The sequence below is a fragment of the Mammaliicoccus sp. F-M27 genome, assembly GCF_022387115.1.
In the GTDB taxonomy this organism is placed as follows: Bacteria; Bacillota; Bacilli; order Staphylococcales; family Staphylococcaceae; genus Mammaliicoccus; species Mammaliicoccus vitulinus.
Window position 1 is genome coordinate 23973 of record NZ_JAJNIE010000013.1, and the last position, 24708, is coordinate 48680.

19 protein-coding genes and 1 pseudogene are annotated in these 24708 nt (G+C 32.7%); 13 read left to right on the forward strand and 7 right to left on the reverse strand.

Annotated features, from left to right (window positions below):
* Positions 1–59: 59 nt before the first annotated feature.
* From LQ598_RS11470 to LQ598_RS11490, 5 genes and pseudogenes are all read left to right on the forward strand, one after another.
* Positions 60–929 (forward strand): LysR family transcriptional regulator, encoded by an 870-nt coding sequence (locus tag LQ598_RS11470; RefSeq protein WP_107566096.1) that lies wholly within the window; start codon positions 60–62, stop codon positions 927–929.
* Between the two features lie 443 nt (positions 930–1372).
* A pseudogene (locus tag LQ598_RS11475) lies at positions 1373–2125 on the forward strand (YlbE family protein); the annotation flags it as partial.
* Complete coding sequence (locus LQ598_RS13900; RefSeq protein ID WP_107566095.1) at positions 2122–2913, forward strand: oxamate carbamoyltransferase subunit AllH family protein; 792 nt, start codon at positions 2122–2124, stop codon at positions 2911–2913. The pseudogene LQ598_RS11475 and the gene LQ598_RS13900, both read left to right, overlap by 4 nt.
* Positions 2906–3868: a carbamate kinase gene (arcC, locus tag LQ598_RS11485; protein WP_204175155.1), complete on the forward strand. Its 963-nt coding sequence runs from the start codon at positions 2906–2908 to the stop codon at positions 3866–3868. The genes LQ598_RS13900 and arcC overlap by 8 nt, the downstream gene beginning before the upstream one ends.
* Before the next feature lie 309 nt (positions 3869–4177).
* Positions 4178–5392: a CynX/NimT family MFS transporter gene (locus LQ598_RS11490; RefSeq protein WP_239720150.1), complete on the forward strand. Its 1215-nt coding sequence runs from the start codon at positions 4178–4180 to the stop codon at positions 5390–5392.
* Between the two features lie 78 nt (positions 5393–5470).
* Here LQ598_RS11490 and LQ598_RS11495 read toward each other — a convergent pair whose 3' ends face one another.
* Together LQ598_RS11495 and LQ598_RS11500 are read right to left on the reverse strand one after the other, a co-directional pair.
* On the reverse strand, positions 5471–6697 hold the full coding sequence (locus LQ598_RS11495; RefSeq protein WP_239720147.1) for a pyridoxal-phosphate-dependent aminotransferase family protein: 1227 nt from the start codon (positions 6695–6697) through the stop codon (positions 5471–5473).
* 183 nt (positions 6698–6880) lie between these two features.
* Positions 6881–7879, reverse strand: a complete 999-nt coding sequence (locus tag LQ598_RS11500) for a M23 family metallopeptidase (RefSeq protein WP_025907159.1) — start codon at positions 7877–7879, stop codon at positions 6881–6883.
* Positions 7880–8292: 413 nt separating this feature from the next.
* On the opposite strand from LQ598_RS11500, the gene LQ598_RS11505 reads away from it, so the two are divergent.
* Positions 8293–9231 carry a TDT family transporter gene (locus LQ598_RS11505; RefSeq protein WP_025907157.1) on the forward strand — a complete coding sequence of 313 codons (939 nt, stop codon included), beginning with the start codon at positions 8293–8295 and terminating at the stop codon, positions 9229–9231.
* 160 nt (positions 9232–9391) lie between these two features.
* On the forward strand, positions 9392–10882 hold the full coding sequence (locus tag LQ598_RS11510; RefSeq protein ID WP_239720145.1) for an MFS transporter: 1491 nt from the start codon (positions 9392–9394) through the stop codon (positions 10880–10882).
* A gap of 116 nt (positions 10883–10998) precedes the next feature.
* On the opposite strand, the gene LQ598_RS11515 is transcribed toward LQ598_RS11510, so the two are convergent.
* Positions 10999–12000: a LacI family DNA-binding transcriptional regulator gene (locus LQ598_RS11515; protein ID WP_037590263.1), complete on the reverse strand. Its 1002-nt coding sequence runs from the start codon at positions 11998–12000 to the stop codon at positions 10999–11001.
* Positions 12001–12181: 181 nt separating this feature from the next.
* Here LQ598_RS11515 and purB point away from each other — a divergent pair, with 181 nt between their 5' ends.
* Positions 12182–13540 (forward strand): adenylosuccinate lyase, encoded by a 1359-nt coding sequence (purB, locus tag LQ598_RS11520; protein WP_119651114.1) that lies wholly within the window; start codon positions 12182–12184, stop codon positions 13538–13540.
* A gap of 18 nt (positions 13541–13558) precedes the next feature.
* Positions 13559–14830, forward strand: a complete 1272-nt coding sequence (locus tag LQ598_RS11525) for an SLC13 family permease (RefSeq protein WP_119651115.1) — start codon at positions 13559–13561, stop codon at positions 14828–14830.
* An 85-nt stretch (positions 14831–14915) separates the two neighbouring features.
* Here LQ598_RS11525 and LQ598_RS11530 read toward each other — a convergent pair whose 3' ends face one another.
* The gene (locus LQ598_RS11530) at positions 14916–15665 is read right to left on the reverse strand and encodes a DeoR/GlpR family DNA-binding transcription regulator (RefSeq protein WP_119651116.1); all 750 of its coding nucleotides are present in this window, start codon (positions 15663–15665) and stop codon (positions 14916–14918) included.
* A gap of 157 nt (positions 15666–15822) precedes the next feature.
* Here LQ598_RS11530 and LQ598_RS11535 point away from each other — a divergent pair, with 157 nt between their 5' ends.
* Genes LQ598_RS11535 through LQ598_RS11550 form a run of 4 tightly spaced genes read left to right on the forward strand, consistent with a single transcriptional unit; the run spans position 15823 to position 19683 of the window.
* Positions 15823–16503, forward strand: a complete 681-nt coding sequence (locus tag LQ598_RS11535; RefSeq protein WP_119651117.1) for a ribulose-phosphate 3-epimerase — start codon at positions 15823–15825, stop codon at positions 16501–16503.
* A 14-nt stretch (positions 16504–16517) separates the two neighbouring features.
* Positions 16518–17075: a 6-phospho-3-hexuloisomerase gene (gene hxlB / locus LQ598_RS11540; RefSeq protein WP_119651118.1), complete on the forward strand. Its 558-nt coding sequence runs from the start codon at positions 16518–16520 to the stop codon at positions 17073–17075.
* Complete coding sequence (locus LQ598_RS11545) at positions 17048–18259, forward strand: mannitol dehydrogenase family protein (protein WP_239745535.1); 1212 nt, start codon at positions 17048–17050, stop codon at positions 18257–18259. Before hxlB ends, LQ598_RS11545 begins: the two co-directional genes overlap by 28 nt.
* Positions 18259–19683 (forward strand): PTS mannitol transporter subunit IIBC, encoded by a 1425-nt coding sequence (locus LQ598_RS11550; RefSeq protein ID WP_275540382.1) that lies wholly within the window; start codon positions 18259–18261, stop codon positions 19681–19683. Before LQ598_RS11545 ends, LQ598_RS11550 begins: the two co-directional genes overlap by 1 nt.
* Before the next feature lie 121 nt (positions 19684–19804).
* Here the strand turns inward: LQ598_RS11550 and LQ598_RS11555 are convergent, their stop codons facing one another.
* From LQ598_RS11555 to LQ598_RS11565, 3 genes are all read right to left on the reverse strand, one after another.
* Positions 19805–21157, reverse strand: a complete 1353-nt coding sequence (locus LQ598_RS11555) for an IS1182 family transposase (RefSeq protein ID WP_239720132.1) — start codon at positions 21155–21157, stop codon at positions 19805–19807.
* A gap of 210 nt (positions 21158–21367) precedes the next feature.
* Positions 21368–24250, reverse strand: a complete 2883-nt coding sequence (locus LQ598_RS11560) for a DEAD/DEAH box helicase (protein ID WP_239745538.1) — start codon at positions 24248–24250, stop codon at positions 21368–21370.
* Between the two features lie 2 nt (positions 24251–24252).
* Positions 24253–24645: a (deoxy)nucleoside triphosphate pyrophosphohydrolase gene (locus tag LQ598_RS11565; protein ID WP_025905399.1), complete on the reverse strand. Its 393-nt coding sequence runs from the start codon at positions 24643–24645 to the stop codon at positions 24253–24255.
* Positions 24646–24708 lie beyond the last annotated feature (63 nt).

Here is a 24708-nt window from a genome sequence, read left to right on the forward strand (position 1 = left end):
ATTACCAATACCTATAATAAATAGTTAAGTATGTGTTTTAGGCATAGGAGGATGACGTTATGGAAAATAGAGTGTTAAGGTATTTTTTAGCAGTCGTATCAGAAGGAAATTTAACCTCAGCAGCTAAATTATTGCACATTACGCAACCCACACTTTCAAGACAAATTAAAGAACTTGAAGAAGAACTTTCAGTGACGCTTTTTAATAGAAAAGGAAAATATATGGAATTAACGAGAGAAGGTTACTATTTAGCGAATAAAGCACGAGACATAATAAATTTAGTCGATCAGACCACATCGAGCATCAAACATAAAGAAGTATATGGCGAAGTATCTATTGGAATGGCTGAGTCTAAGAGCATTAAACAAATTGCAAAAGCAATGAGAGCAGTAAGACAAGAACAAGACCAAGTTTATTTCGATACTTTTAGTGGGAATGCTGAACAAATTTTAGAGAAAATTGATAATGGTGTGATAGATTTCGGTGTTATTGTAGAACCTATTAATAAAGTTAATTATGATTCCATATCATTGAATGAAGATGATACTTGGGGTGTCTTAACAACGAAGACTTCAGAACTTGGTCACCTCGAGCAAATAAGTGCGAAAGATTTAATTGCTAAGCCTCTTATTATTTCAAGACAACAAGGCGTACAGAGGATGATAGCTAATATGCTGGATTTGGATGATGCAGATTTGAGTATAATTGGAAAATATAATTTGCTATATAATGCATCATTGATGGTCAAAGAAGGCGTTGGGCATGCAATATGTTTAGAAGGTATCATTAATACAAGTGAAACGAACTTGAAATTCATCCCATTTGAAGAACAAATCACATCAAGTTTAAGCTTAATATGGAAAAAAGAAAAATCACTATCAACACCAGCACAGTTGCTGTTGAATAAAGTGAGAGAAAACTTAAGATAATAAGAAAACGCTGGGACAGAAGGAGTGTCCCAGCGTTTATCATATTTGAAAGAAGTATATAGAGGGTGGGCTAATTATAGAGAGCGGCTCGAGTGTTGCAAGACAGGCGTGACAAGCAATGTTGGCGCCTCGAATATTGCAAGTGAGGCGTGACAAGCAATGTTAGAGCCTCGAATGTTGCAAGTGAGGTGTGACAAGCAATGTTGGGAGCTCGAATGTTGCAAGTGAAGTGTGACTAGCAATGTTGGGAGCTCGAATATTGCAAGTGAGGTGCGACAAGCAACATAGAGCCGCCGTATATTGCAAGACAAGGCAAACAAGCAACATAGAGCGTCCATATATTGCAAGACTGTCCAAACAAGATAAATACACCCGCTCATTTTTCCAACTCCACGCCATCAGCCAATAAACAAAAGCAGTAGTGGACGTCACGGCCACTACTGCTTTTCCTTTTAATCGCTAAAGCAATTGCAATGGGTGATGAATTCCACCAACGTAACATCGCAGCATCATTAGCATTCTTAAAAGAAGTGACACCTATCATTGCGTCATTAGAAGATGTAGAACCTGAGAAACGTACAGAAGTATTACAATTCTTAGCTGATACAGATCAATTCTTCTTAAATATCGCGATGGCTACAGGTAAAGCGATGATGGACGCTGCTCGTCAAATCGAACACGGTACAGTTGTAACAGCAATGTGTCGTAACGGTGAGAACTTCGGCGTACGTATTGCAGGTATGGGTGACGAATGGTTCACAGCACCTGTTAACACACCTCAAGGTTTATATTTCACAGGTTACTCAGCAGATGATGCGAATACAGATATCGGTGACTCAGCGATTACTGAAACAATCGGTGTTGGTGGTATGGCAATGATCGCAGCACCAGCTGTTACAAGATTTGTTGGTACTGGTGGATTTGATGATGCATTACAAATTAGTAATGAAATGACTGAAATTTGTATTGGTGAGAACCCTAACTTTGCGATCCCAACATGGAACTTTAAAGGCGCATGTTTAGGTATCGATGCACGTAAAGTTGTAGAAACAGGCATTACAACTGTTATCAATACAGGTATTGCGCATAAGATTGCTGGTTACGGACAAATTGGTGCAGGTACAGTACATCCACCAATCGAATGTTTCGAAAAAGCGATCACAGCGTATGCTGAAAAGTTAGAATTTAACGCGTGATTCTTCAAGCAACTGCAATAGGACAGGATGCTAAGAAACATTTAGAACAACATAAACAATTTTATGTGCATAGCATATTTAATAAAGGTTTCAATATCGTCAATGAATCGAATGACCTTATCTTTATAGGTACAGATGAAAATGGAACATTTCCTTTTGGTATATTAGTCGATTCACAAACAAAGCAAAGTTTATTTAACGAAATCGAATTAAATCAACACATTATAGTGGGACCTACTGCTATCCAAATAAGTAAGACATGCCAACTCGTTTGGCATGTTCCAACTTTAAAGGCATCTGACTTTTCGGAAGAGACTGATATACAAAAGCTTAAAGAAAATATCGCATCTTATGACTTTGCCATGTATAAGCAAGGCGATTTTAACAAAGAGAAGATGCAATACGTATTAAACGCATTAGAATTTGGAAATGATGAACAAGTTGAGGACCAATACCGATATCTGATTGGTAGAGGACAAGGTTTAACACCGTCCGGAGATGATATGCTGACAGGTATTTTATTTATTCATTTTATCCATCCTTTTATTAACAATAATCATTTAGAACAATTAAACATATTACTGCAATCATCTCTAACCACACTTGTAGGCGAAACATTTTTAAAATGTGCTTTGCAAGGTCAATTTAGTTCAAAAATTTCTAACCTACAACATGATCCATCAATCGCGCGTCTAGACCAACTTTTAAAAGTTGGTTCTTCATCTGGAAGAGACACGTTATATGGCATGTATGTAGCATTAACATTAAGGAGTGAGACGTATGGGTAAGCGGGTTATACTTGCACTAGGTGGTAATGCGATATTACAACCTAATCAAGAAGCGTCATACGATAATCAATATAACAACGTGATGTCTGCTACACGTAAAATGGCAGAATTGAAAAAACAAGGACATAACATTGTGATTACACATGGTAACGGGCCACAAGTCGGGAATATTATCGCTCAAAACGAAGCGGCGAAAGATATTGTGAACCCACTTCCAATTAACGCATGTAGTGCTGAATCTCAAGGATTTATCGGCTACATGATGGAAGAAGCTATTAAAAATCATTTAAACGATTTAGGTATTAGTAGTGATGTATTAACATTATTAACAATGGTAGAAGTAGACAAAGATGACCAAGCATTTAATAATCCAACTAAACCAATTGGTGTATTCTTCAGTGAAGAAGAAGCTAAAAGATTAGAAAAAGAACATGGCTTTGTCATGGTAGAAGATGCTGGTAGAGGTTACCGTCGTGTTGTACCTTCTCCAGAACCACTTGTTATTCATGGTGTAAACCAAATTAAGAAATTAATTAATCAAGCGATTGTGATTTCTTCAGGTGGCGGTGGTATACCTGTTTACCGTGATGAGCATGGTGATATTAAAGGTGTAGAAGCTGTTATCGATAAAGACCGTTCAGGTTTGAAACTAGCTCAACAAGTTGAAGCAGATACATTTATGATGTTAACAGACGTACCAAATGTGTGCGTGAACTTCGGTAAAGAAAACGAAGAAAAGCTTAAAACAATTTCAGTTGAAGAAGCTAAACAATACGTAGCAGAAGATCAATTTCCAGCAGGAAGTATGTTACCTAAGATAGAAGCGGCTATTCAATTTGCAGAATCAGGTAAAGAAGCTATTATTTGTTCATTAGATGATGCAATTGATGCATTGGAAGGAAAAGCAGGCACACGTATTTTATTAGATCCTTCAGTAAAACCAGTTTCTTGTTAATATGAAAGATTTGATTGTGTGTTAGACATGGTTGTTAGAAATTCTAACGTCCAAGAATGCAAAACAAGATCGTTAGCCGACATACTAAACTTTATAAACCGAAAATAAACCCATCCCCTATGGCTAACGATCAAGTCACTCATTTTAGCAGCATTGCACTCAATCATATCTCTGATATACTATTAAAAAAGTCTGGGACAAAGTGTTGTTCTAGACTCTCATATTATATACACTTCAATATGAATGAACTATACTAATGTTGCGTTGATGGTTTTATAAGAAAAATTTTTAGAAATAAGGTGGTATAAGATGATTGAACCCTATAATACACATAGAATTCAAAAAAATTGGGGCATCATAATTGCGATTGTATTTATCGCATCTACGCTACGTGCACCACTAACATCAGTAGGTCCGGTAGTTGATGAAATTAAAGATGTTATGCAAATTAATAACAGTCTTGCTGGTTTTTTAACAACAATACCACTCATTATATTTGCAGTCGTTTCGCCATTAGTATCTAAAGTAACTAAACGTTTGACGATGTCTAATACAATTGTACTATCAACGATATTAGTAATTATTGCTTTGTACATACGTGTTGCAGGTGGTTTTAATTTATTTATTATTGGTACAGTTCTACTAGGCATTGCGATCGCATTTGGTAATGTTGTATTACCAAGTTATGTGAAATGGTATTTTCCATTACAAATTGGATTAGCAACAGGTATTTATAGTGGGACAATGAACTTTACTGCTGGATTAGGTGGGGGACTAAGTTTCCCAATGTCTCAATCTCCATTAGGATTCAGACTGTCCCTTGCTTTTTGGATTGTACTAGGAATTATCGCATTAATTTTATGGATTCCAAAAGCAAGTAAAGGCGCTAAACTAGAACGCCAAGATAAACTATCAGAAGCACAGAATCAACATACAAAATTAAACATTACGAAGTCTAAATTAGCGTGGTTAGTAGCCTTAACGATGGGATTCCAATCAATGGTATTCTATACGGTTGTTGCTTGGGTGCCTTCTATATTAGTAGATAGAGGTCTAGGCCCATCAACTGCAGGTTATTTACTTATGCTTAACCAATTTTCACAAGTGCCAATGACATTTACATTCCCGATTATTGCGTCTAAATTAAAAGACCAACGTATATTAGTTGTGATTATAACAATACTATTCTTAGTTGGATTCGGCTTATTCTTTACGCAATCATTAGTATTACTCGTAATCGGTATTATTATTGCAGGTTTAGGTATGGGTGCATGCTTTAGCTTATGTATGACATTCTTCTCAATACGTGCACGTACGAGTGACGGAAGTATCGCATTATCAGGATTCGGGCAATCTATCGGCTATTTAATAGCTGCCATCGGACCATTCTTTATTGGATATTTACACGATGCGACAGACAGTTGGATATCAGGCATCATCGCCTTAATCGTTATGTCTATTCTGTTCTTTATAGTAGGCTATCCAGTATCTAAAAATAGAGTCGTAGAAGATGAAACGATATAAAAAATACAAAAAAGTCTGAGACAAAGTTACTGTCTCAGACTTTTTTAGTTTTTGTATTTATATATCATTCAAGAAATACTAGATTTCATTTTGTTCATAATAGTCTAATAATGTCTTGATAGATTCTGCGACGTTAAGGTGTTGCTGGCTGTCATGTGATACTAAATATGTTGCGAAGATTGATAAGAATGTTAGGATGTTTTGTTTTTGAACGCCGTAACCCATAATACCAATTCTCCATATTTGTCCTTGTAAGTCTCCGAATGATCCGGCAATTTCTACGCCGTAATTTTGTAATAAGCCGTTTCTAAATGCATTATCATCGATACCTTCTGGAATTTTAACGCAAATGACCATTTTCATTTCGTTAGATTCGTCACCGTAAATTTCTAATCCAAGTGCTTTTAAAGCTGTTTTTAAAGCTTCTTGATGATAGCTATGTCTTTTAGCACGTGCTTCGATGCCTTCTGATAGTGCTAATTTTAATCCGGTATATAATGCATAAACAGATGTTGTAGATTCTGTGTGATGATTAAGGCGTTTAGGGCTCCAGTAGTCTTGTAACTGTGTTAAATCTAAATAGTTACTGCTAATGAAATGTTCTTTTTCGGTAGATTCATTAGAGCGAATGCCTAATTCTACACGTTTGCGTTTATTAATTTCTTCGCTGAAACGCTCGTTAAACGTAATCGGTGTAATACCTGAAGGAATAGATAAACATTTTTGAGCACCACCAACGACAGCATCTAGTTCCCATTCATCTACAGGAATAACCATTCCTTGATAAGTTGCGACCGCATCTACTACTGAAAAGATACCTCTTTCTTTACAAGCACGTCCTAATTGATCGATAGGTTGCAATCTTCCTGTTGATGTTTCACCATGTACAATCGCAAGTACTTTAGGTTTATATTCATCTAAAGCTTCAATAATTTCTGCTTGATCAAACACTTCGCCCATCGGTTTATGTATATTGTGGACGATACCTCCTGCACGTGTTACGAGTTCAGTAAATAAATAACCAAATCGACCAATTACAGGTACGAGTACTTCATCACCAGGTTTCACGATATTTGATATAACGGCTTCTAAGCCAGCACGGCTTGTTCCATCAATTGGGAAAGCCCATTTATTTTCTGTTAAGAATGACTGACGAATTAATGACATTGTTTCATTCATGATATTTACAAATTCATAATCGAATTGACCGAGTATAGAATTCGACATTGCTTGAGAAACACGTGGATCTACACTTACAGGTCCAGGTGTCATAATTAATCGTTTGTTCACTTTTAAAGTATCCACATTGCTAACCTCTTTTTCTATAAATTTTGTCATTATACATTATATCTTAGATTTTCAAACAATTATTCGTCAAAAATGCTGATTATTTTATTACTTTTTGTCAGAATATTACAAAAAAGATGCGTAAAATAAGAGGCTGAAACAATATTAATTGTCTCAGCCTTTTTTACGTAATAGATTATCTTATTGGTTGTTGTTAATGTATGAATCTGGGTTTACTGAATATTCGTTACCAACGCCGCCTTTCATACGTTGGAAATGTAAATGAGGTGCAGTTGAGTTACCTGTACTACCAGACTCACCAATTTGTTGACCAGCAGTTACTGAATCACCTTTTTGAACATTTAATTTGTTCATGTGCATATACCATTGGTAATAATCACTATTTTTTTCTTTGATTGTTACTTGGTTACCACCACCGTAATTGCTCCAACCGCTTTGGATAACAGTTCCATCAGTTAGTGAATACACTGGTGTATTTTCTTTCATAGCATAATCGACACCATAGTGAGCACCGCCACCGTGATATTGACCATATTCTTGTAATTTAGTGTTCTTAGTTAACCAGTTTGAAGAAGCTTGTGCTTTACCTTCTGACTTTTGAGAGCTTGCACTTTCATTGTTATTTGCTTGCGTTGTTGTTGCTTCGTTGTCATTTAATTGTGCATCTTGTGATGTTGTATTATTTTGACTTTGGTTATAAGTTACATTGTTGTCTGAAGCTTGTGTATTTGAACTTGCATTAGTGTTATTAGTATTTTGTTTAGATGATACATCTGTTGAATCTACTTTATTATTTTGAATAGATGTCTTATTTGTTGATTTAGCGTTAGAATTTTCTACGTTGTAACCATGTTTTTGAATTGAATCGTGTGATTGACTTGGTGCATAACTTTGTCCACCTTTAACGAAATAATAATAGTGGTATGTACCGTTAGCATCGATTTCGTATGATTTATATTCATGGTTATCAAACATGGCCTGATTCCATTTACCGTCTAATGTATGATGATAATTCCCGTTATTATCAATTGTATAGTATGAACCATTTGCGTAACCTGTTGTACCTTGAATAGTTGATTGTGTTGCAACGTTTTGTTCTGCAGCATTTGCCTCATGATGAGCAACACCCATTGTAAGTAACCCTATAGTTGCGATAGAGCTTGTTAATAATTTCTTCATTATGTCTGAACCTTCCCTTTCCTATATGTCTGACATTAAATTATCATGACTTTTAATAAAAGAAAACAGTTGTAATTGTTTTGTTTGTTTAAGTTAATAACGTGTAATATTTGGATAATAGTAATACAGTTTTCGGAAAATTCATTTATAAGGAAGTCACTTTGTCCATGTTCTGATTGTTTCCATACTTTAAACCTTACCAAAAACATATTATTTATATAACGATGTATTTTATGATGAATAATATATCTAATTTCGTGATATCACAGTTCATGAAACGCAATTGAATGTCTTGCTTATGATGTCATGATCAAAGAAATGTGATTAAACAAAACGACAAACAATGGTATGATTTAAAGAATACGTATAGAAGCATAAACTTTAGAAAAATATAGAAAGAAAGGCTATTCAATATGTTTATAACAGCATTAAAAAGAACGCCAATCGCAATAAGCGGATTGGCAATAGGCATCATGGCATTGAGTAATGTATTTTATCATATTAATTTTAAGACGCTCGGCCTATGTAGCTTTATTATTTCCTGTGCAATCATTTTATTATTTATCATGAAATGGATCATTTATCCTAGTATGTTTCTGAAAGAACTCAAAAATATCCATACATTTGCAATATCACCAACATTTCCTATGACATTGATGATACTTGCATCCATTATAAAACAGGAATATACCGTACAATCTCAGTTGTTAAACGTGCTATGGTATGCAGCCATTTTATTACATATAAGTTTGATTATTATTTTTATAAGTCGCTATGCATTTAGAAATTTTAAATCATGGCCAAACACAAGTTGGTTTGTGATGTTTGTCGGAACAGGGGTTATAAGTGAAACATCAACAGCATTTAATGAAACACTCGGACATGTATCAACAATCTTTGGAACGGTATGCCTAGTGGTGATTTTAGCGTATGTACTAATCAGCAAGTCGTGGCAAACATATAACCAAGAACAATTTCCGATGGTGATTATTATGAGTGCACCAGCAGCACTTTGTTTAAATGGTTATATCTTAAACAATACAACTTATTCAAATGTATATGTTATCGTCTTATTAATACTTTCCCAAGTGTTGTTTATATTTACATTAATATTCTTACCGAAAATACTACAAAGAGGCTTCAAAGTATCCTTTTCAGCAATGACGTTCCCATGGGTAACAACAGCCGCATCACTTTATAATGTCACTCAGCATAGTCATGCAAGTAGTAGCACCATCACATTCGGAACAATACTTTCTGTAATTGAAATCACATTGGCAGCAATTATCGTATGCTACGTGTTATATCAATATGTCGTATTCCTAACAACAAAAGACGTAGAGTATAGTTAGGATGTAGAAATATGGACCGATAAAAAAGATTATCGGTCCATATTTGTTATTTCTGGACCGATAATTCGCTCGTAATCCAGTATATACTTGGTTAAAAAGTTTGTGTTTGACTATATAGTAACTATACACCTTACCATTATTTGAGTAAGGAGGATTTATCATGAAATTTAATAAATGGTTCTCGTTGATATTGGTTTCTAGTGCGTTATTTTTGATTGTTATAGATATGACTGTTTTATATACTGCTTTACCTACGATAACGTATGAGTTGGAAGCGAGTGCTTTTCAAAAATTATGGATTGTAAATGCGTATCCGTTAGTTGTTGCAGGGCTCTTACCTGGTTTAGGTACGTTGGGTGATAAAGTAGGACATAAGAATATGTTTTTATCTGGTTTAGTAATCTTTACTTTAGCATCAGTTGTGGCAGCTTTTTCTCCAACATCTGGCACTTTAATTATGGCTAGAGTTATATTGGCTATTGGTGCAGCAACAATGATGCCATCAACACTTGCTATTATTAAACAAGTCTTTGATGACAAAAAAGATAGAGCACTTGCGCTAGGTATTTGGTCTTCTATTGCATCAGCAGGTGCTGGTTTAGGACCTTTAATAGGTGGTTTATTATTAACTAAATTTTGGTGGGGATCAGTATTCTTAATTAATGTTCCTATTACGATACTTGTTATTATCGTTGCTTTTATACAAATTCCTAATATTAAAGGAAACAAAGATAAAAAATGGGACATCACAAGTTCAATTCTCATTATGATAGGGCTTATAGGGACTGTCTACGCTATAAAAGAAATCACAAAAGAAAATCCTTCAATTGTACTGATTTTACTGACATTAGCAATTGGATTATGGTCGTTGAAATTATTTATTAGTCGTCAAAAACGTCTATTAAATCCTTTAATTAGTTTAGATATATTTAAAAATAAATACTTTTTATCAGGTGTGATAGCTGCATTTACATCAGCATCTATATTAATTGGCTTTGAAATGATTTTATCTCAAAGATTACAATTAATTTTAAATCTGACACCTTTAAAAGCAGGGTTAGTCTTAATGTCGATGGCAGCAGCTGCTTTTATAGGGGCAATTGTACAGGGAAGTATCTTAACACGATTTGATAGTATCAAAATACTTATTTATAATTTAATCATTTCTTTAATCGGTATTGTAGGATTCACAGCATTTCTACACAATGATTTATGGATTCAAATACTGTTCCTTAGCATCGCAGGATTAGGGTTAGGCGGAGCAATGACTGTAGCATCAGATGCAATCATGACAAACGTTGATGATGATAAAGCAGGTATGGCAGCATCTGTAGAAGAAGTGTCATATGAACTCGGAGGGTCAATCGGTATAGCTGCACTTGGTGGCGTATTTTCATTTACTTATACTTATTTAATGGAACGCTCAATGTCGATAGCAGAAATACCAGCAAAAGCAAAAGGCAGTTTTGAAGAAACGATGATCGTAGCAGAAAATTCAAATAGCCTATTAAAAAGTAAATTACTAGAATTAGGCACAAATGCATTTGATGACGCATATTCATTAATCCTAATCATAACAATCACAATCATCGTTGCAATTATCCTATTATTGTGGAGAATATTAGCAGAAACAGGTAAGAAAATAACATAAAAAAAGACTACTTATTTCCCAGAAAATAGAGAGATAAGTAGTCTTTTTTTGGTGTTGAAGTGGAATTACGTGCAGAGATAATTTGGTTAATTTATCATATGACTTTACTAATATAATTAAATTTTAAATTCTGCTGTACTTTCACGCTTAATTAATGAAGCGCCATGGATTATTTTACCTGGTGATGCTTGTTTATCTTCGATGTTTTGGAGAATACTTTTAACTGAGTTTACGCCTAATTCAAATAATGGCATTTGGATAGTTGTTAGGCTTGGTGAGAGTATTGATGTAAAGTAAGTATCGTGTAATCCAATTATTGAAATATCGTCAGGTACTTTTATTTCATGTTCTTTCATTGCCTTTAAAGCACCAAGTGCAATAAGTATATTTGCTGCAAAAATTGCTGTTGGTAAAGTATGATTTTTAATGATTTCTTTCATTGCTTCATAACCTGAATCAATTGTATATTGACTCTCAATTACATTTGCAGATTTGAAGTCATAATTGTTTTGATGCAGTGCTTCTCGATATCCTTGCAATCGCTGAATTGCACTATCAGCATATATAGGACCAGATATATGGGTGATATGTTTATGCCCAAGTTCAATAAGATGTTCTGTAGCTAATTTTCCAGCTGCTTTATCATCTAATACAACATAGTTATCGGAACTAGAGTGTTTTCCATTAACGATTACAAATGGTTTTTTTGATGATTCTAGTTCTAATATAATCTCGTGTTCAAGTTCATGTGATGCTATTAGTAGTCCATCTACATGATTATCTTTAATTAACTTCAAAAATTCATTTTTCTTCTTATTATGCTCACTATAAATTAACAAACTATACCCATTAGCATTTGCTTCTGATTCAGCACCTTTAATAATGTCTGAATACACTGGATTACCAATGTCAGGTATAACGATTCCTAACATATTTGTCTTATTCATTTTTAAATTTCTAGCCATTCTATTAGGTTGATAATTGAGTTCTTTAACTGTTTGCAATATTTTTTTTCTAGTTGAATCTTTAATTTTTAATGTCTGATCATCATTTAACACCCGTGATATAACGGACGGGTGAACACCGACTATTTGAGAAATTTCCTTTAAAGTTGCCATCATTTCACCTAGCTTTATTTAGTAATTATATTATATATGATTTTTTGTAGATATTAAAATTTACTTGACTAAAAGCGCTTACAATTATAATATGTAACTTAAGAAAAACGTTTTCCTTATTAATTATAGTTATATAAGCTTTATAAAAGAAAAACGTTTTAATTAAAAGGGGGATAAATTTATGGCATCAAATCCTATAGATTCAAAATTATACGGTCAATTATATACAACGGATGAAATGAAAGAGGTATTTTCTGATGAATCGCTTCTTCAAAAATGGTTGGATTCTTGGGTTTCATTAGCAGAAGCAGAGGAATCATTAAAAGTTATACCTGAAGGCATTTCTAAACAAATCAAAGAAAAAGCAGATTATTCATTATTTGATATGGATGTAATTAGTAATGGCATTATTGATACAACACATCCTTTAATAGTTCAAATAAGAGAGTTTGAGAAATTGTTATCACCTGAAGCGGGTGGATATATTCATTGGGGTGCGACAACTCAAGATATTATGGACACAGCTGTAGTTCTACAAATTAAAAGTGCCCAAGACATATTAGAAAAACAAATACATGATTTTCTTAGATTACTTTTAAATTTAGCTGAAAAATATAAAGATGTTGTAATGCCAGGTAGAACACATGGTCAGCATGCGTTACCCGTGACGTTAGGATATAAAATTGCAATTTGGGCTGATGAAATTGGTGAACATCTAACAAGGTTAAATGAAGGTAAGAAACGATATTTACTAGGTTCATTTGGTGGCGCTGCTGGTACATTAGCATCACTAGGTGAAATTGGGTTTGATGTTCGTCGTAAATATTGTGAAAATCTAGGATTATATGAACCACTTATAACATGGCATGTACAAAGAAGCGGCTTTGCTGAATTCTCTAATATTGTCGCGATGATTTCTAGTACTTTAGGTAAAATTGCGAATGAAATTATTAATTTACAAAGATCTGAAATTGGTGAAATTGAAGAAGGACATGTAGATGGTCAAATTGGAAGTAGTACAATGCCACATAAACGTAATCCTATGATTTGTGAATATGTGGTTGGTCTTACAAGATTGGTCCAAAGAAATGCAACTTTAGGTCTTGATGCAATGGTACAAGAACACGAAAGAGATATGACATTCTGGACGACTGAATGGAGCTATATCCCACAAATTTGCATTTATACAAGCAGTCAAGTTGATAAAATGCATAAAATACTTTCCAACATGATTGTTCATGAAGATAAAATGGAACGAAATCTATATTTATTAAAAGGACTCATCGTATCTGAAAACTTAATGTTAGAGCTCGGTAAATATATAGGTAGACAAAAAGCACATGATGTCATTTATGATATCTCGATGGAAGCTTTTGAAAAAGATGAAAAGTTATTAAATATTGCTTTGAAAAATAATACAATTACACAACATATGTCAGAAGAAGAAGTTACGAAACATTTAGAACCATATTCATATATTGGTTTAAGTGAACCATTTATTAAAAAAGTACAAGAAAGATGGACTGATATTACATTCTAAAAATGAGAGGTGTCAAATATGTCATCTGCAGTTTTGACAATTATTATATTAGTAGTAGCAATAGTATTATTTATAACTGAAAAATTACCAATAGCTATTACAGCACTTTTAACATCTATATTGCTTTTTGTAACCGGGATTATCGATAGTAAGACGCTATTCTCAGGCTATACAAATGAAGTCGTTATCTTAATCACAGGTATGTTTGTTATTGGTGGCGCTTTGTTTGAAACAGGTGTTGCTAAGAAGGTGGGTAACTATATTTCTAAATATGCAAAAACTGAGCGTCAATTGTTATTAGTCGTCATGCTTATAGCTGCGGGACTATCAGCATTTTTATCAAATACTAGTACGACAGCAGTCTTATTACCAGTTGTTATAATGCTAGCGGATAAAGGAAACTTTTCAAGATCTAAGTTGCTTATGCCACTAGCATATGCAACATCACTAGGTGGCATGATCACACTGGTTGGAACTAATGGGAATTTAGCGGTGCAAAGTGTTATGAACAATGCGGGTGTTAAAGAGTTTGGCTTTTTTGAATTTGCTTGGATTGGTATACCTTTAACAATCGTAGGTATTTTATATATGTTAACAATAGGATACAAACTCATTCCAGATAGAGGTTTAGTAGTAGGTGACGATGAATATACAGATAATGAAGAAAATAAAGATAATCAAACTTCTATCAAGCAGATTATAGCTGTATTAGTATTGTTAGGTGCCATTATATTCATGGTCTTTGAAGAACAAATTGGTGTTCCATTACATATAGTATCGATAATTGGAGCATTGATACTTGTCGTAACAAGAACTTTAACAGAAAAACAAGCATACAAATCTCTAGATTTATCTACTATTATTCTTGTAGCTTCAATGATGCCAATGGCTACAGCTTTAGAGACAACAGGAGCAGCAAAAATGATAGCTGATTATGTTGTAGGTTTTGTAAGTACTAATAGTGGTCCATATATTTTAGTAGGTATCATTTTCAGTATTACCACAATCTTAACTTCAGTAATGTCTAATACCGCTGCAGCAGCCTTGATGGCGCCTATAGCACTCGTCATATCGAATAATATGGGCATCGATCCAAAAGCTGTACTTATGACAGTAGCAGTAGGTGCATCAGCAGCATATGCGACACCAATAGGAACACCACCAAATACGATGATTTATATCCCAGGAAATTATAAATTTATGGATTATGTAAAATGTGGACTACCTTTTTTAATCATTCAATTGATTATATGTTTAGTACTCATTCCATTAGTTTGGCCATTTAGTTAGATATCAATATATATTAGGAAAAGAGCAATACTAACTTAATTATATAAGTTGTATTGCTCTTTAATATTAAAGTTGAAAATAAATTCTAATCAACTAATACAATATTCTTTTGTTCAAAAGCAGTCTTAGTAGCATCTGAAAATTTTGTTGAAACTAAATATGAAATATCATCTGTTTTAGTTGCAATATGATTACTTATAGTACCTATTTTGTCTTGTGTTACCATTGCTAATACTTCGGTTGCTACCTCAGACATTGCTTGTTTTATTTCAGCTTCTTGAATTGTAGGAACACTTGTACCATGTTCTACATCGATATTATAAATCCCCATAATATATAAATCTACATGCAATTTTTGTAAACTTTTATAAGTTTCAATACCAACATTGATCATTGACTGTTTATAGAAAGTACCTCCTAAATTTATTACATTAACATTTGGGTGATGAGCAAGAGAAATTGCTATTGGAGGACTATTCGTGATAATTGTACATTTAAAATCAGATGGTATTTGTTTAACTAATTCTAAGTTAGTAGTACTACCATCGATAAGGATACAAGCATTTTCCTTTAGAAAAGGCAGAGCTTTTATTGCGATTTCATTTTTGGATTTCTCGGAAACAGATTGTCTATTAAAGAAATCTGTGACTGGAGGTCCTATTTTTAAGGCGCCTTTATGGACACGTTTAATTAGTTTTTGTTCAGCTAATTCTTTTAAATCTCTTCTTATTGTATCCTCAGAAACTTTAAATTCTTGACTTAAATCACTCGCTAGTACTTTTTGTTCAATGTTTAGTTTATCAAGAATTTTTTGTTGACGTTCCTCTTTAAGCATATTAAAGCCCCCTTTTATATTTTAATTTTACATAAAAATTTCTTATCGTCAAATTACAAACATGCATAAACAAGATTGATAAATGACGATTTATGCATGTTTGTGTTGACTTGTTTGTTACAAGCGCTTACAATATTAAAAAAAGGAGTGGTTTTCAATGAAAGATATTATATTGTCACCTTCAATTATGTGTGGAGATTTAATTAATTTAGAAAAATCAATTAATGAAATTGAGCAAAATGGATTAAATAATCTACACATAGATGTAATTGATGGATCGTTTAGTCCTAGTATGCCACTAGGCCTAGACACTATAAAAGCTTTAAGAAAAAAGACGAATTTAAATTTCGATGTACACATCATGTCAGATAATAATGAATTTTTTATTAATGAAATTATTAATATTGGTGCAGAAAGTATTACATTTCATCTAGAATCCTCAAAACATATTGATAGATATATAAAACTTATTAAAGAATCTGGTTCTAAAGTGGGTGTAGCACTTAATCCTTCTACTCCTTTATCATCTCTTGAATATGTAATTGATCAAATTGATATGGTTTGTTTAATGTTGATTAATCCGGGATTTGCTACAAACAAAAATGAAAAGCAAGTAACATATGCGAACAGAAAAGTTTCTGATTTAAAAAATATGATTGATGAACGTGATTTAGATGTCAGCATACAAGTAGATGGAAGAGTCTCAATGGAAACAATATATAATTTGGTTTCATCTGGAGCAGATAATTTGGTGTTAGGTAGTACAAGTTTATTTTTAAAAGGTCATACATTAAGTGAAAATAAAAATACTATTTTGGGTTTATTACCGAATATTTAATGAGGGGGATTATTATGGATTATATTGAAGCTAAAAATGATATTGTCAATGAAATAAATAAAACATTGACAGTTGTAAATTATGAAGAAGTTGGACAGGTAATTCAGGAAATAAATTCTGCACGAAAAGTATTTTTTGTTGGTGTAGGTCGTGTTCTTCTATCTTTAAAAGCAATTGCAAAAAGGTTAGCACATATTGGTATTGATACTGTAATTGTAGGAGAAATAACTGAACCGGCAATTACAGAAAAAGATTTGTTGATTGTTGGATCTGGCAGTGGACAAAGTGCCTTTCCATTAATAATAGCTGAAAAAGCCAAAAAATATGGAGCACGAGTTGTACATTTTGGTTCAAATCCAACAAGTTCAATGAAAGAGTTTACGGATGTATTTATAAGAATACCGGTACGTACTAAATTAAATTTAGATGATGAAATAGAGTCTGTTCAGCCAATGACAAGTTTATTTGAGCAATCTTTATTAATATTAGGAGATATAATAGCGCTATTAATCATATCAGATAAAAATATAGATATAAAAAATCTTTGGCAATATCATGCCAACCTAGAGTAGGTGATAAAATGTTAGCAGTTCATTTTGGAGCGGGCAATATAGGAAGAGGTTTGATTGGAAATATACTAAATAGCAATGATTATAAAATTTGTTTTATTGATACAAATAATCGCGTAATAGAAGATATTAATAAAAATAATAGTTATAAAATAGAGTTATTTAACAATGTTGGAAGTTACATTGATATTACAGAAGTTACTGCGATAAATAGTATTAATGAACCAGAAAAAGTTAAAGAATTGATAGAAAAAGCTGATATTATTACAACATCTGTTGGTGCAAATAATTTAAGTAAGATAGCACATACTATAAAAGAAGGATTATTGATTAGAGAAAAGTCTAAAAAAACTATTAATATTATAGCTAATGAAAATGTTATAAATGCTACTGATCGATTAAAAAACGAAATAATTAAAATCTCAACAAAGAATGAGATTAATAAGATTCAAGAAATAGCCTACTTTGCTAATTCCACAATAGATAGACAATGTTTATCTATTGAAAGAGAAGGAGAAATAATTGCCTCAGTTGAACCTTATTATGAGTGGGTTATTAATAGAAAAGAATTGTTTCAAGCTGAGAAATTCTTTTCTGACAATGTTCGCCTTGTAGATAATTTAGAACCCTTTATAGAAAGGAAATTATTCCTTGTAAATGCTGAACATGCAGCCTTTGCATATATTGGACACTTATTTGATTATCCTACAATACAAGAAGCAGCTAAAGATAAAAGAATTTATGAATTAGTCATTAATTACTTATCTGAAAATAAAAACTATTTTATAACTAAATATAAAATGGATGAAGAAGAGTTACAACTGTATATTAAAGAAACTGTCAAGAGACATACTCAAAATGGCATATCAGACAGTGTAAATAGAGTTGGAAGGGATCCAATTAGAAAATTACAATCTGATGATCGATTAGTTGCACCAGTTAAAAAGTTAAACAATATGAATTTAGATAATAGTATCGGCAAAAAAATCATAGCATCTGCATATTTATATGACTCCAAAGATGATGTAGAGTCACAATCCATTCAAGAGTCGATAAGTAGAAACGGGATAGAAAATACGGTTAAGCAAATTTCGAAATTAGATGATCTGCTAGCAAAGGATATCACGAATATCTATGAAAGCATTAAATATAATAAAGAAAAAATATTTGAAGATGTGGGGAGATAATCATGAATAGTGAGAAAAAATCATTATCTTTAAGAGCTCGTGTCCAAATGTTTGGTGGATTTTTGACTAATATGGTGTTACCTAATATAGGTGCATTTATAGCTTGGGGATTAGTTACTGCTTTGTTTATACCAAAGGGATGGTTTCCTAACAAAAATCTAGCAATGTTAGTTGAACCTTCTATAACTTATTTATTACCTCTATTATTGGCATTTACTGGTGGTAAGATGATTGGTGGACATCGTGGAGGGGTTTTAGGAGCAATTGGGACAATGGGACTTATAATTGGTACCGATATTCCGATGTTTCTAGGAGCAATGATAGTTGGACCAATTGGTGGTCTTATAATGAAGAAAACAGATAAATATTTAGAAAATAAAATACCAGCAGGATTTGAAATGGTAGTTAATAATTTTTCAATTGGTATTATAGGTTTTTTACTAATGATTTTATCGTTTCTATTCATTGGACCAGTCATTGAGTTATTAAATGGATTAATTACAAATTCAATAGAATTTATAGTTAATGCTGGAATGTTACCATTAGTAGCTATTATTAATGAACCAGCTAAAATTTTATTCTTAAATAATGTTATAGATCAAGGCGTATATTATCCATTAGGATTACAGAACACCTTAGAAAACGGGAAATCTATATATTTCATGGTAGCTTCTAACCCTGGAGCTGGATTAGGTTTGTTACTTGCGTATTCAGTATTTGGTCAAAAAGTAGCAAAACGTACCGCTCCTGGTGCAGCTGTAATACATTTTATTGGTGGTATACATGAGTTGTACTTCCCATATGTATTAATGAAACCACTAACACTAATACCGATGATATTGGGTAGTATGTCTGGTATTATTACATTTAAATTATTCAATGTGGGATTAGTTGCTGGACCTAGTCCAGGATCAATTATTTCATATTTAATATTAACACCTAAAGGTAATTATTTAGGGGTAATTGCAGGTGTATTAGTTGCCACTATTGTCACATTTATTTTTACAGCAATTATTCTAAAATACGATAAAAAAGATATGGATGACTTTTCATTTGAAGAAAATATAGAGAAATCAAAATCTATGAAACAAGAAGGCAAAAAAGATATTAGTAATGAAAATATTAATTTGAATAATACTTATGATAAAATTGCTTTTGCATGTGATGCTGGGATGGGAAGCAGTGCAATGGGAGCAACTACATTTAGAAGGAAACTGCAAAAGGAAAATGTTAATGATATATTTGTAAAACATTATAGAATTGAAGATGTACCCCAAGATACAAATATAATAGTTGTACACCAAGATTTACTTGATAGAACAAAAAAGGTTCATCCTAACACGCGTATTGTACCTATTAGTAACTTTTTGAACGATTCCAAGATAGATGAATTAATAAATGAGATAAAAAGCAGCAAAAAGTAGAATCCCTTATGGGGAATTCTACTCAGACTGTGGACAAACTGAACTTAAATTTATAAGTTCAGTTTGTTTTTTTATATGGATTAATATTTTCTACTAAAATCATGATTAAACTACGTTTAATCTAGGCTATTTGTGGCTCTTTTACGAGCCACATTGCCAACTTTTTAAGATTCATGGCAGCACAAATAAGCGTGGTGTCCATGGAAACTTTTTTAATTCCTCTATATCTAGTCCATCTCATACCATGCTGTTCTTTTGCATCACCAAATCGTCTTTCTACTGTTTGGCTTCTTAGTTTATATGCTTTTTTAATAGTATCTACAAATCGTAAATCTTCGATTATATCTAAATCGTCTTGCCAAACATGTCTTCGAATTTCTCTAGTATAGTTTCTGTTTTCTGTACATTCATTTAATAGTGGACATGTTTTACATATAGTAGGATCAGATTTGTATAATCTATGCCCTGTCGGCATAGTTCTCTTAAAAGTAAGTAATTCATCATTTGGACATATGTAACTATCGTAATATTCATCATAAATAAACTCTTTGGATTTAAATATGCCTGGCTTTCCTTTTGGTCTTGTACATGGCATTGCAGGTACAATCGATTTCTCAAGTAAATAATGCGCATTGAATGGCGTTTTGTATCCAGAATCTACTGCTAATGTGATTGGCAACATATTTTTTGCTTCTAATCTTTCAACCATAGGTTTCAACTGTGTACTATCGTGAACATTTCCAGGTGTAACATGTTGATCAATTATAAAACCATTTTTATCTACACAACTATGTAAGCTATACGCAAATTGTTTCTCTCTTTCACCTTTAACATAGTAGCCAGCTTCTTGGTCAGTAGTACTGACTTTCTTATTTTTATATTCCTCCTTTTTCTTATTTTTTATGGGCTTTTTTCCTTGTGCTAACCTCTGTTGATTAATTTCATTATTAAGTTCTTCTTGGAAGTGTAATGTATCTTTTTTAACAACTCGGTTAATATATTTATTTTTGTTCGCATTAGCTTTTATATGTGTTGAATCAATGAATAACGTTGAGTGATCAATTAAATTATTCTTAATCGCAATTTGTAATATTCTTTCGAATATTTGTTCAAACGAGTCAGTATCATGGAACCGTCTTGTATAATTTTTACTGAATGTACCATAATGAGGGACTTTATCAAGAAAGCTAAACCCTAAATACCAACGGTAAGCTACGTTAGTCTCAATTTCTTTAATAGTTTGTCTCATTGATTTTATGCCAAATAGTCTTTGAATAAGTAAAATCTTAACTAAGATAACTGGATCAATAGAAGGACGTCCGTTATCTAAACAGTATTTATCTTCAACAAGTTCATAAACGAAGTTTAAATCTAATACCTTATCTACTTTTCTCAACAAATGATCTTTAGGGACCAATTCTGAAACAGAAATCATTTCATATTGGTCACGTTTATCTTCAGCTTTATTTAACATAGAATCAACTCCTAAATAAAATTTCATCTATATTATAAAATAGTTTGTTAATATTTGGTATTTTTTTAGCGCTGACTCCTGCGGGAACAGCATGATTCGAAGACTACAGGCTGAGAACATGCCCGCGGAAAGCATGCGCATAAAAAAATGCCGGCAAAGTCTAAGACTTTGTCGACACTCTGAGACCCCCAACAATAGTTGGGGGTCTTACTACGCCTCTATGATATATCTATATATTTCGTCTTTTACAGGTGATTCCATAGATAATGTCATTGTGACGATATTTTGTTGTTTAGCGTTTGGCATGATTGTTTGTTCTGCTGAATCTTTAATGTAGTGGGCTTTTCCCAGGTAATAAAATTCTTTCCCGTCTGCCACGTCTTCTTTCTTTACAAAGATATACATATCTACATTATTTTCTTGATGTGCTATGATTTTTTGGACTTCTTTTGATTCTAATGTACGATTACTTCTTGTAAACCATTTGAGTTCGTCGGGACTTAGAAATTCATCTTCGTACTTTGTATTATCACTGATATCATCTTGTTTATGATATGTAATGAAAATTGGTAAAGTATTATTTCCGAATTTATAGCTGTTAATTGTCCCGGACTCATCAGATTTCCAGTTTAGTAATTTAACGAAGTCTTTTCTTGTATATTTGTTATACAGTAGTAGGCCGTTTTGGCTACCGTGATGAACCATATTATTGTATTTAGCTAATTCGATAATGTCATCAACGTATGTTTTGAACTCTGTTTTTTCTAGTGCTGCTGAAAATGTATCGGTCAGTCTAACTTCATCATCGATTATGTTGATAATAGGGTTACCATACGTTTTGTTTATTGTAACGCTAAAGAAACGATGGTCTAAAATTTTCAAGGTTGTTTGAATGTCATCTTTAGTAACGTTTGAATCAATTTGTTGTGCGATTGGTAGTAGCTCATGTATTTTATGAGGTCTACTCATAATAGCTTCTAAAATTGTATAATCAACGTTTTTTAAGCCTGGAGCGATTTCTCGAGACAAGAATGTTAAGTTGAGACTTTCATTTTTAGTTAATGTGTCTTCAATTTTCTTGAATCTGACCAAAAATTCATGATAGTTATTATAAGTACTGTCACTAGAATATATCACGCTAGGATCTATAGAGTTCTGTCTAATGAAATCCATTAATAATGGCGTTCGACCAATTCGTTGTTCAACTTCATTAAAAGCCTGTTTAATGTGAGCTGCTGAACTCAAGTTGACTTGTTTCAGTGAATCATATATTTGTTTCTTAGCTACTTCTTCAAAGTTGATAGTAGAAACACCTGTTAATGCAGTATTATCTGCTATAAATCTTCTGTAATTATCTTTATTTTGTGATTGATCACCCGATAATGCGACTGGAATGAGGTAGTTTTTCTTATAGTTACCTATGAAATCAATAACCGTTAAATATTCTTTGTTTTCCGCTTTTCTTAAACCTCTACCAAGCTGCTGAATAAAGATAATACTTGATTCTGTCTCCCTTAACATGACAATCTGATTTACAGGTGCGATATCAATACCTTCGTTAAATAAGTTAACGGTAATAATGTAATTGATTTCTCCTGATTTTAGTTGTTCGATTGCTTCTTGTCGTTTATCCATATTATCTTCACCAGTTAATGCAAGCGAAGGTACGTTAAGAGCTGTTAATTTTTTAGCGAGTTCCCATGCTTCGTCTTTTCTACTTACGAAAATAAGTCCTTTAAGCGTATCACCAGAATAGCCATAGTATTGAGTCTTTTCTAGAATATGTTTAACTCTTTCATCAGAAGTTAAATCTGTTAAACTACTGAAGTCATCTGTAGATTGACCATTAAGCACATAGTCTGTGACACCGAAATAATGGAACGGGCATAGTATTTCACTTTCCAGCGCTTTTTGTAATCTAATTTCATAAGCAATGTTGTAATCGAACATTTCAAATATATTTAAATTATCGGTTCTTTCAGGTGTTGCGGTCATACCAAGCACAAAATCAGGTGTAAAGTAATTGAATACTTTTTGATATGATGAGGCAGCAGAGCGATGCGCTTCATCGTAAACGATATAATCAAAGTACTTTTCATCAAACTGCATAAAAACATCTTCTTTAGATAATGTTTGAATCGTTGCAAATAAATATTTAGCATTAGTATTCCTTTGTTTCCCTGTTAATAATCCAAAGTCCTCATCTTGTGCGAATGGCAGTACTTTTTTAAATTCTTGAATGGCTCTTTTTAAAATGCCTTCATTATGAACGATAAATAGAAATTGATTAGGATTGTAACTTCTCACATCTAATGCAGAGAGAATTGTTTTCCCTGTACCAGTAGCTGAAATAATCAGTGCTTTATCTTTATGCTCTTTTCTGAGTTCAGCTAATGAGTGTAAAGCTTCTTTTTGCATAATGTTAGGTTCGATTCTAACTGCTTCATCAATATTTTTTTGGATTTCATTTTGTTGCTCGGTAATACGATAGGCTTCTTTTAAATTACGCGCATCGTATGTCTTCTCATAATCTTGAATCCATTCATCAGAAAGAGGCGTACTATTATGCCATAGTTCGTCAAATTGAGCTTTAACATTATAAACGAGATCGCCATTCTTTTGTGTAGAAAGTAAGATATTATGTTCGTAGTTAACTTTTAAAGCGTTAGAAGTTAAATTAGAGCTTCCGACAATCATGGAAGAATAATGTTCATGGTCAAATACATATCCTTTTGCGTGAAATCCACTAACACCAGTTAATTTTACATCTACATTTTTAAGCTTTAATAGTTCTTTATACATTTTAGGCGTGTTGAACCCTAAATAATTCGAAGTAATAATTTTACCTCGAACACCTTTTTTGTCTAAATCATATAGATGCGATTTTAAACTTGCTAATCCACCTTCTGTGATAAAAGCGACTGAAATCGTGAATGTCTTACATTTATGTAGTTCATTAATAATAGTTGAAAGTACATTTTCTTCATTATTATTGACCAATAATTTAGGCATGAAATTACCTTTATGTGAAATTGTACGATCTATAAACCCTTTGTGTAGCGACTGATTAAAGTCTTCTAATAAATTGTTCATATTTATACCTCATCTACAATGATTTTGACTGCAGGTATATCAGCTGGTGCCCATTCTAAAGTTTCAAGATCTTTAACATCAAGCCATTGAATACTTTTATGTTCAGTAAGTGTAGGCATTTTTTCTTTCAATTTGCATTTATATGTATGAAGGTTAACGATTCCAAAGTCATATTCATAAGAAGTAGAAGTAACTTTATCACCAACTTCAAGATCACATAACATTTCTTCACTGATCTCACGTTTTAAAGCTTCTATTTCAGATTCACCTTTTTCTATTTTACCGCCAGGGAATTCCCACATAAGAGGTAAACTCATATTTTCATTTCTTTGTGCACAAAGTACCTTATCATCATTAAAGATAATTGCACCGACAACTTCGATTTGTTTTTTCAAAATATTACCTCCAAAAATTATGATATTTGTCTATATTTTATCAAAAATTGTTCTCAAGGTTAA

What these genes read in the sequence shown, in the direction of transcription:
- LQ598_RS11510 (WP_239720145.1), top strand. Translation starts at nt 9,392, where the DNA reads ATGAAATTTAATAAATGGTTCTCGTTGATATTGGTTTCTAGTGCGTTA.
- LQ598_RS11535 (WP_119651117.1), top strand. Translation starts at nt 15,823, where the DNA reads ATGAAAGATATTATATTGTCACCTTCAATTATGTGTGGAGATTTAATT.
- LQ598_RS11530 (WP_119651116.1), bottom strand. Translation starts at nt 15,665, where the DNA reads ATGCTTAAAGAGGAACGTCAACAAAAAATTCTTGATAAACTAAACATT.
- hxlB (WP_119651118.1), top strand. Translation starts at nt 16,518, where the DNA reads ATGGATTATATTGAAGCTAAAAATGATATTGTCAATGAAATAAATAAA.
- LQ598_RS11525 (WP_119651115.1), top strand. Translation starts at nt 13,559, where the DNA reads ATGTCATCTGCAGTTTTGACAATTATTATATTAGTAGTAGCAATAGTA.
- LQ598_RS11560 (WP_239745538.1), bottom strand. Translation starts at nt 24,250, where the DNA reads ATGAACAATTTATTAGAAGACTTTAATCAGTCGCTACACAAAGGGTTT.
- LQ598_RS11515 (WP_037590263.1), bottom strand. Translation starts at nt 12,000, where the DNA reads ATGGCAACTTTAAAGGAAATTTCTCAAATAGTCGGTGTTCACCCGTCC.
- LQ598_RS11470 (WP_107566096.1), top strand. Translation starts at nt 60, where the DNA reads ATGGAAAATAGAGTGTTAAGGTATTTTTTAGCAGTCGTATCAGAAGGA.
- arcC (WP_204175155.1), top strand. Translation starts at nt 2,906, where the DNA reads ATGGGTAAGCGGGTTATACTTGCACTAGGTGGTAATGCGATATTACAA.
- LQ598_RS11555 (WP_239720132.1), bottom strand. Translation starts at nt 21,157, where the DNA reads ATGTTAAATAAAGCTGAAGATAAACGTGACCAATATGAAATGATTTCT.
- LQ598_RS11500 (WP_025907159.1), bottom strand. Translation starts at nt 7,879, where the DNA reads ATGAAGAAATTATTAACAAGCTCTATCGCAACTATAGGGTTACTTACA.
- purB (WP_119651114.1), top strand. Translation starts at nt 12,182, where the DNA reads ATGGCATCAAATCCTATAGATTCAAAATTATACGGTCAATTATATACA.
- LQ598_RS11505 (WP_025907157.1), top strand. Translation starts at nt 8,293, where the DNA reads ATGTTTATAACAGCATTAAAAAGAACGCCAATCGCAATAAGCGGATTG.
- LQ598_RS11490 (WP_239720150.1), top strand. Translation starts at nt 4,178, where the DNA reads ATGATTGAACCCTATAATACACATAGAATTCAAAAAAATTGGGGCATC.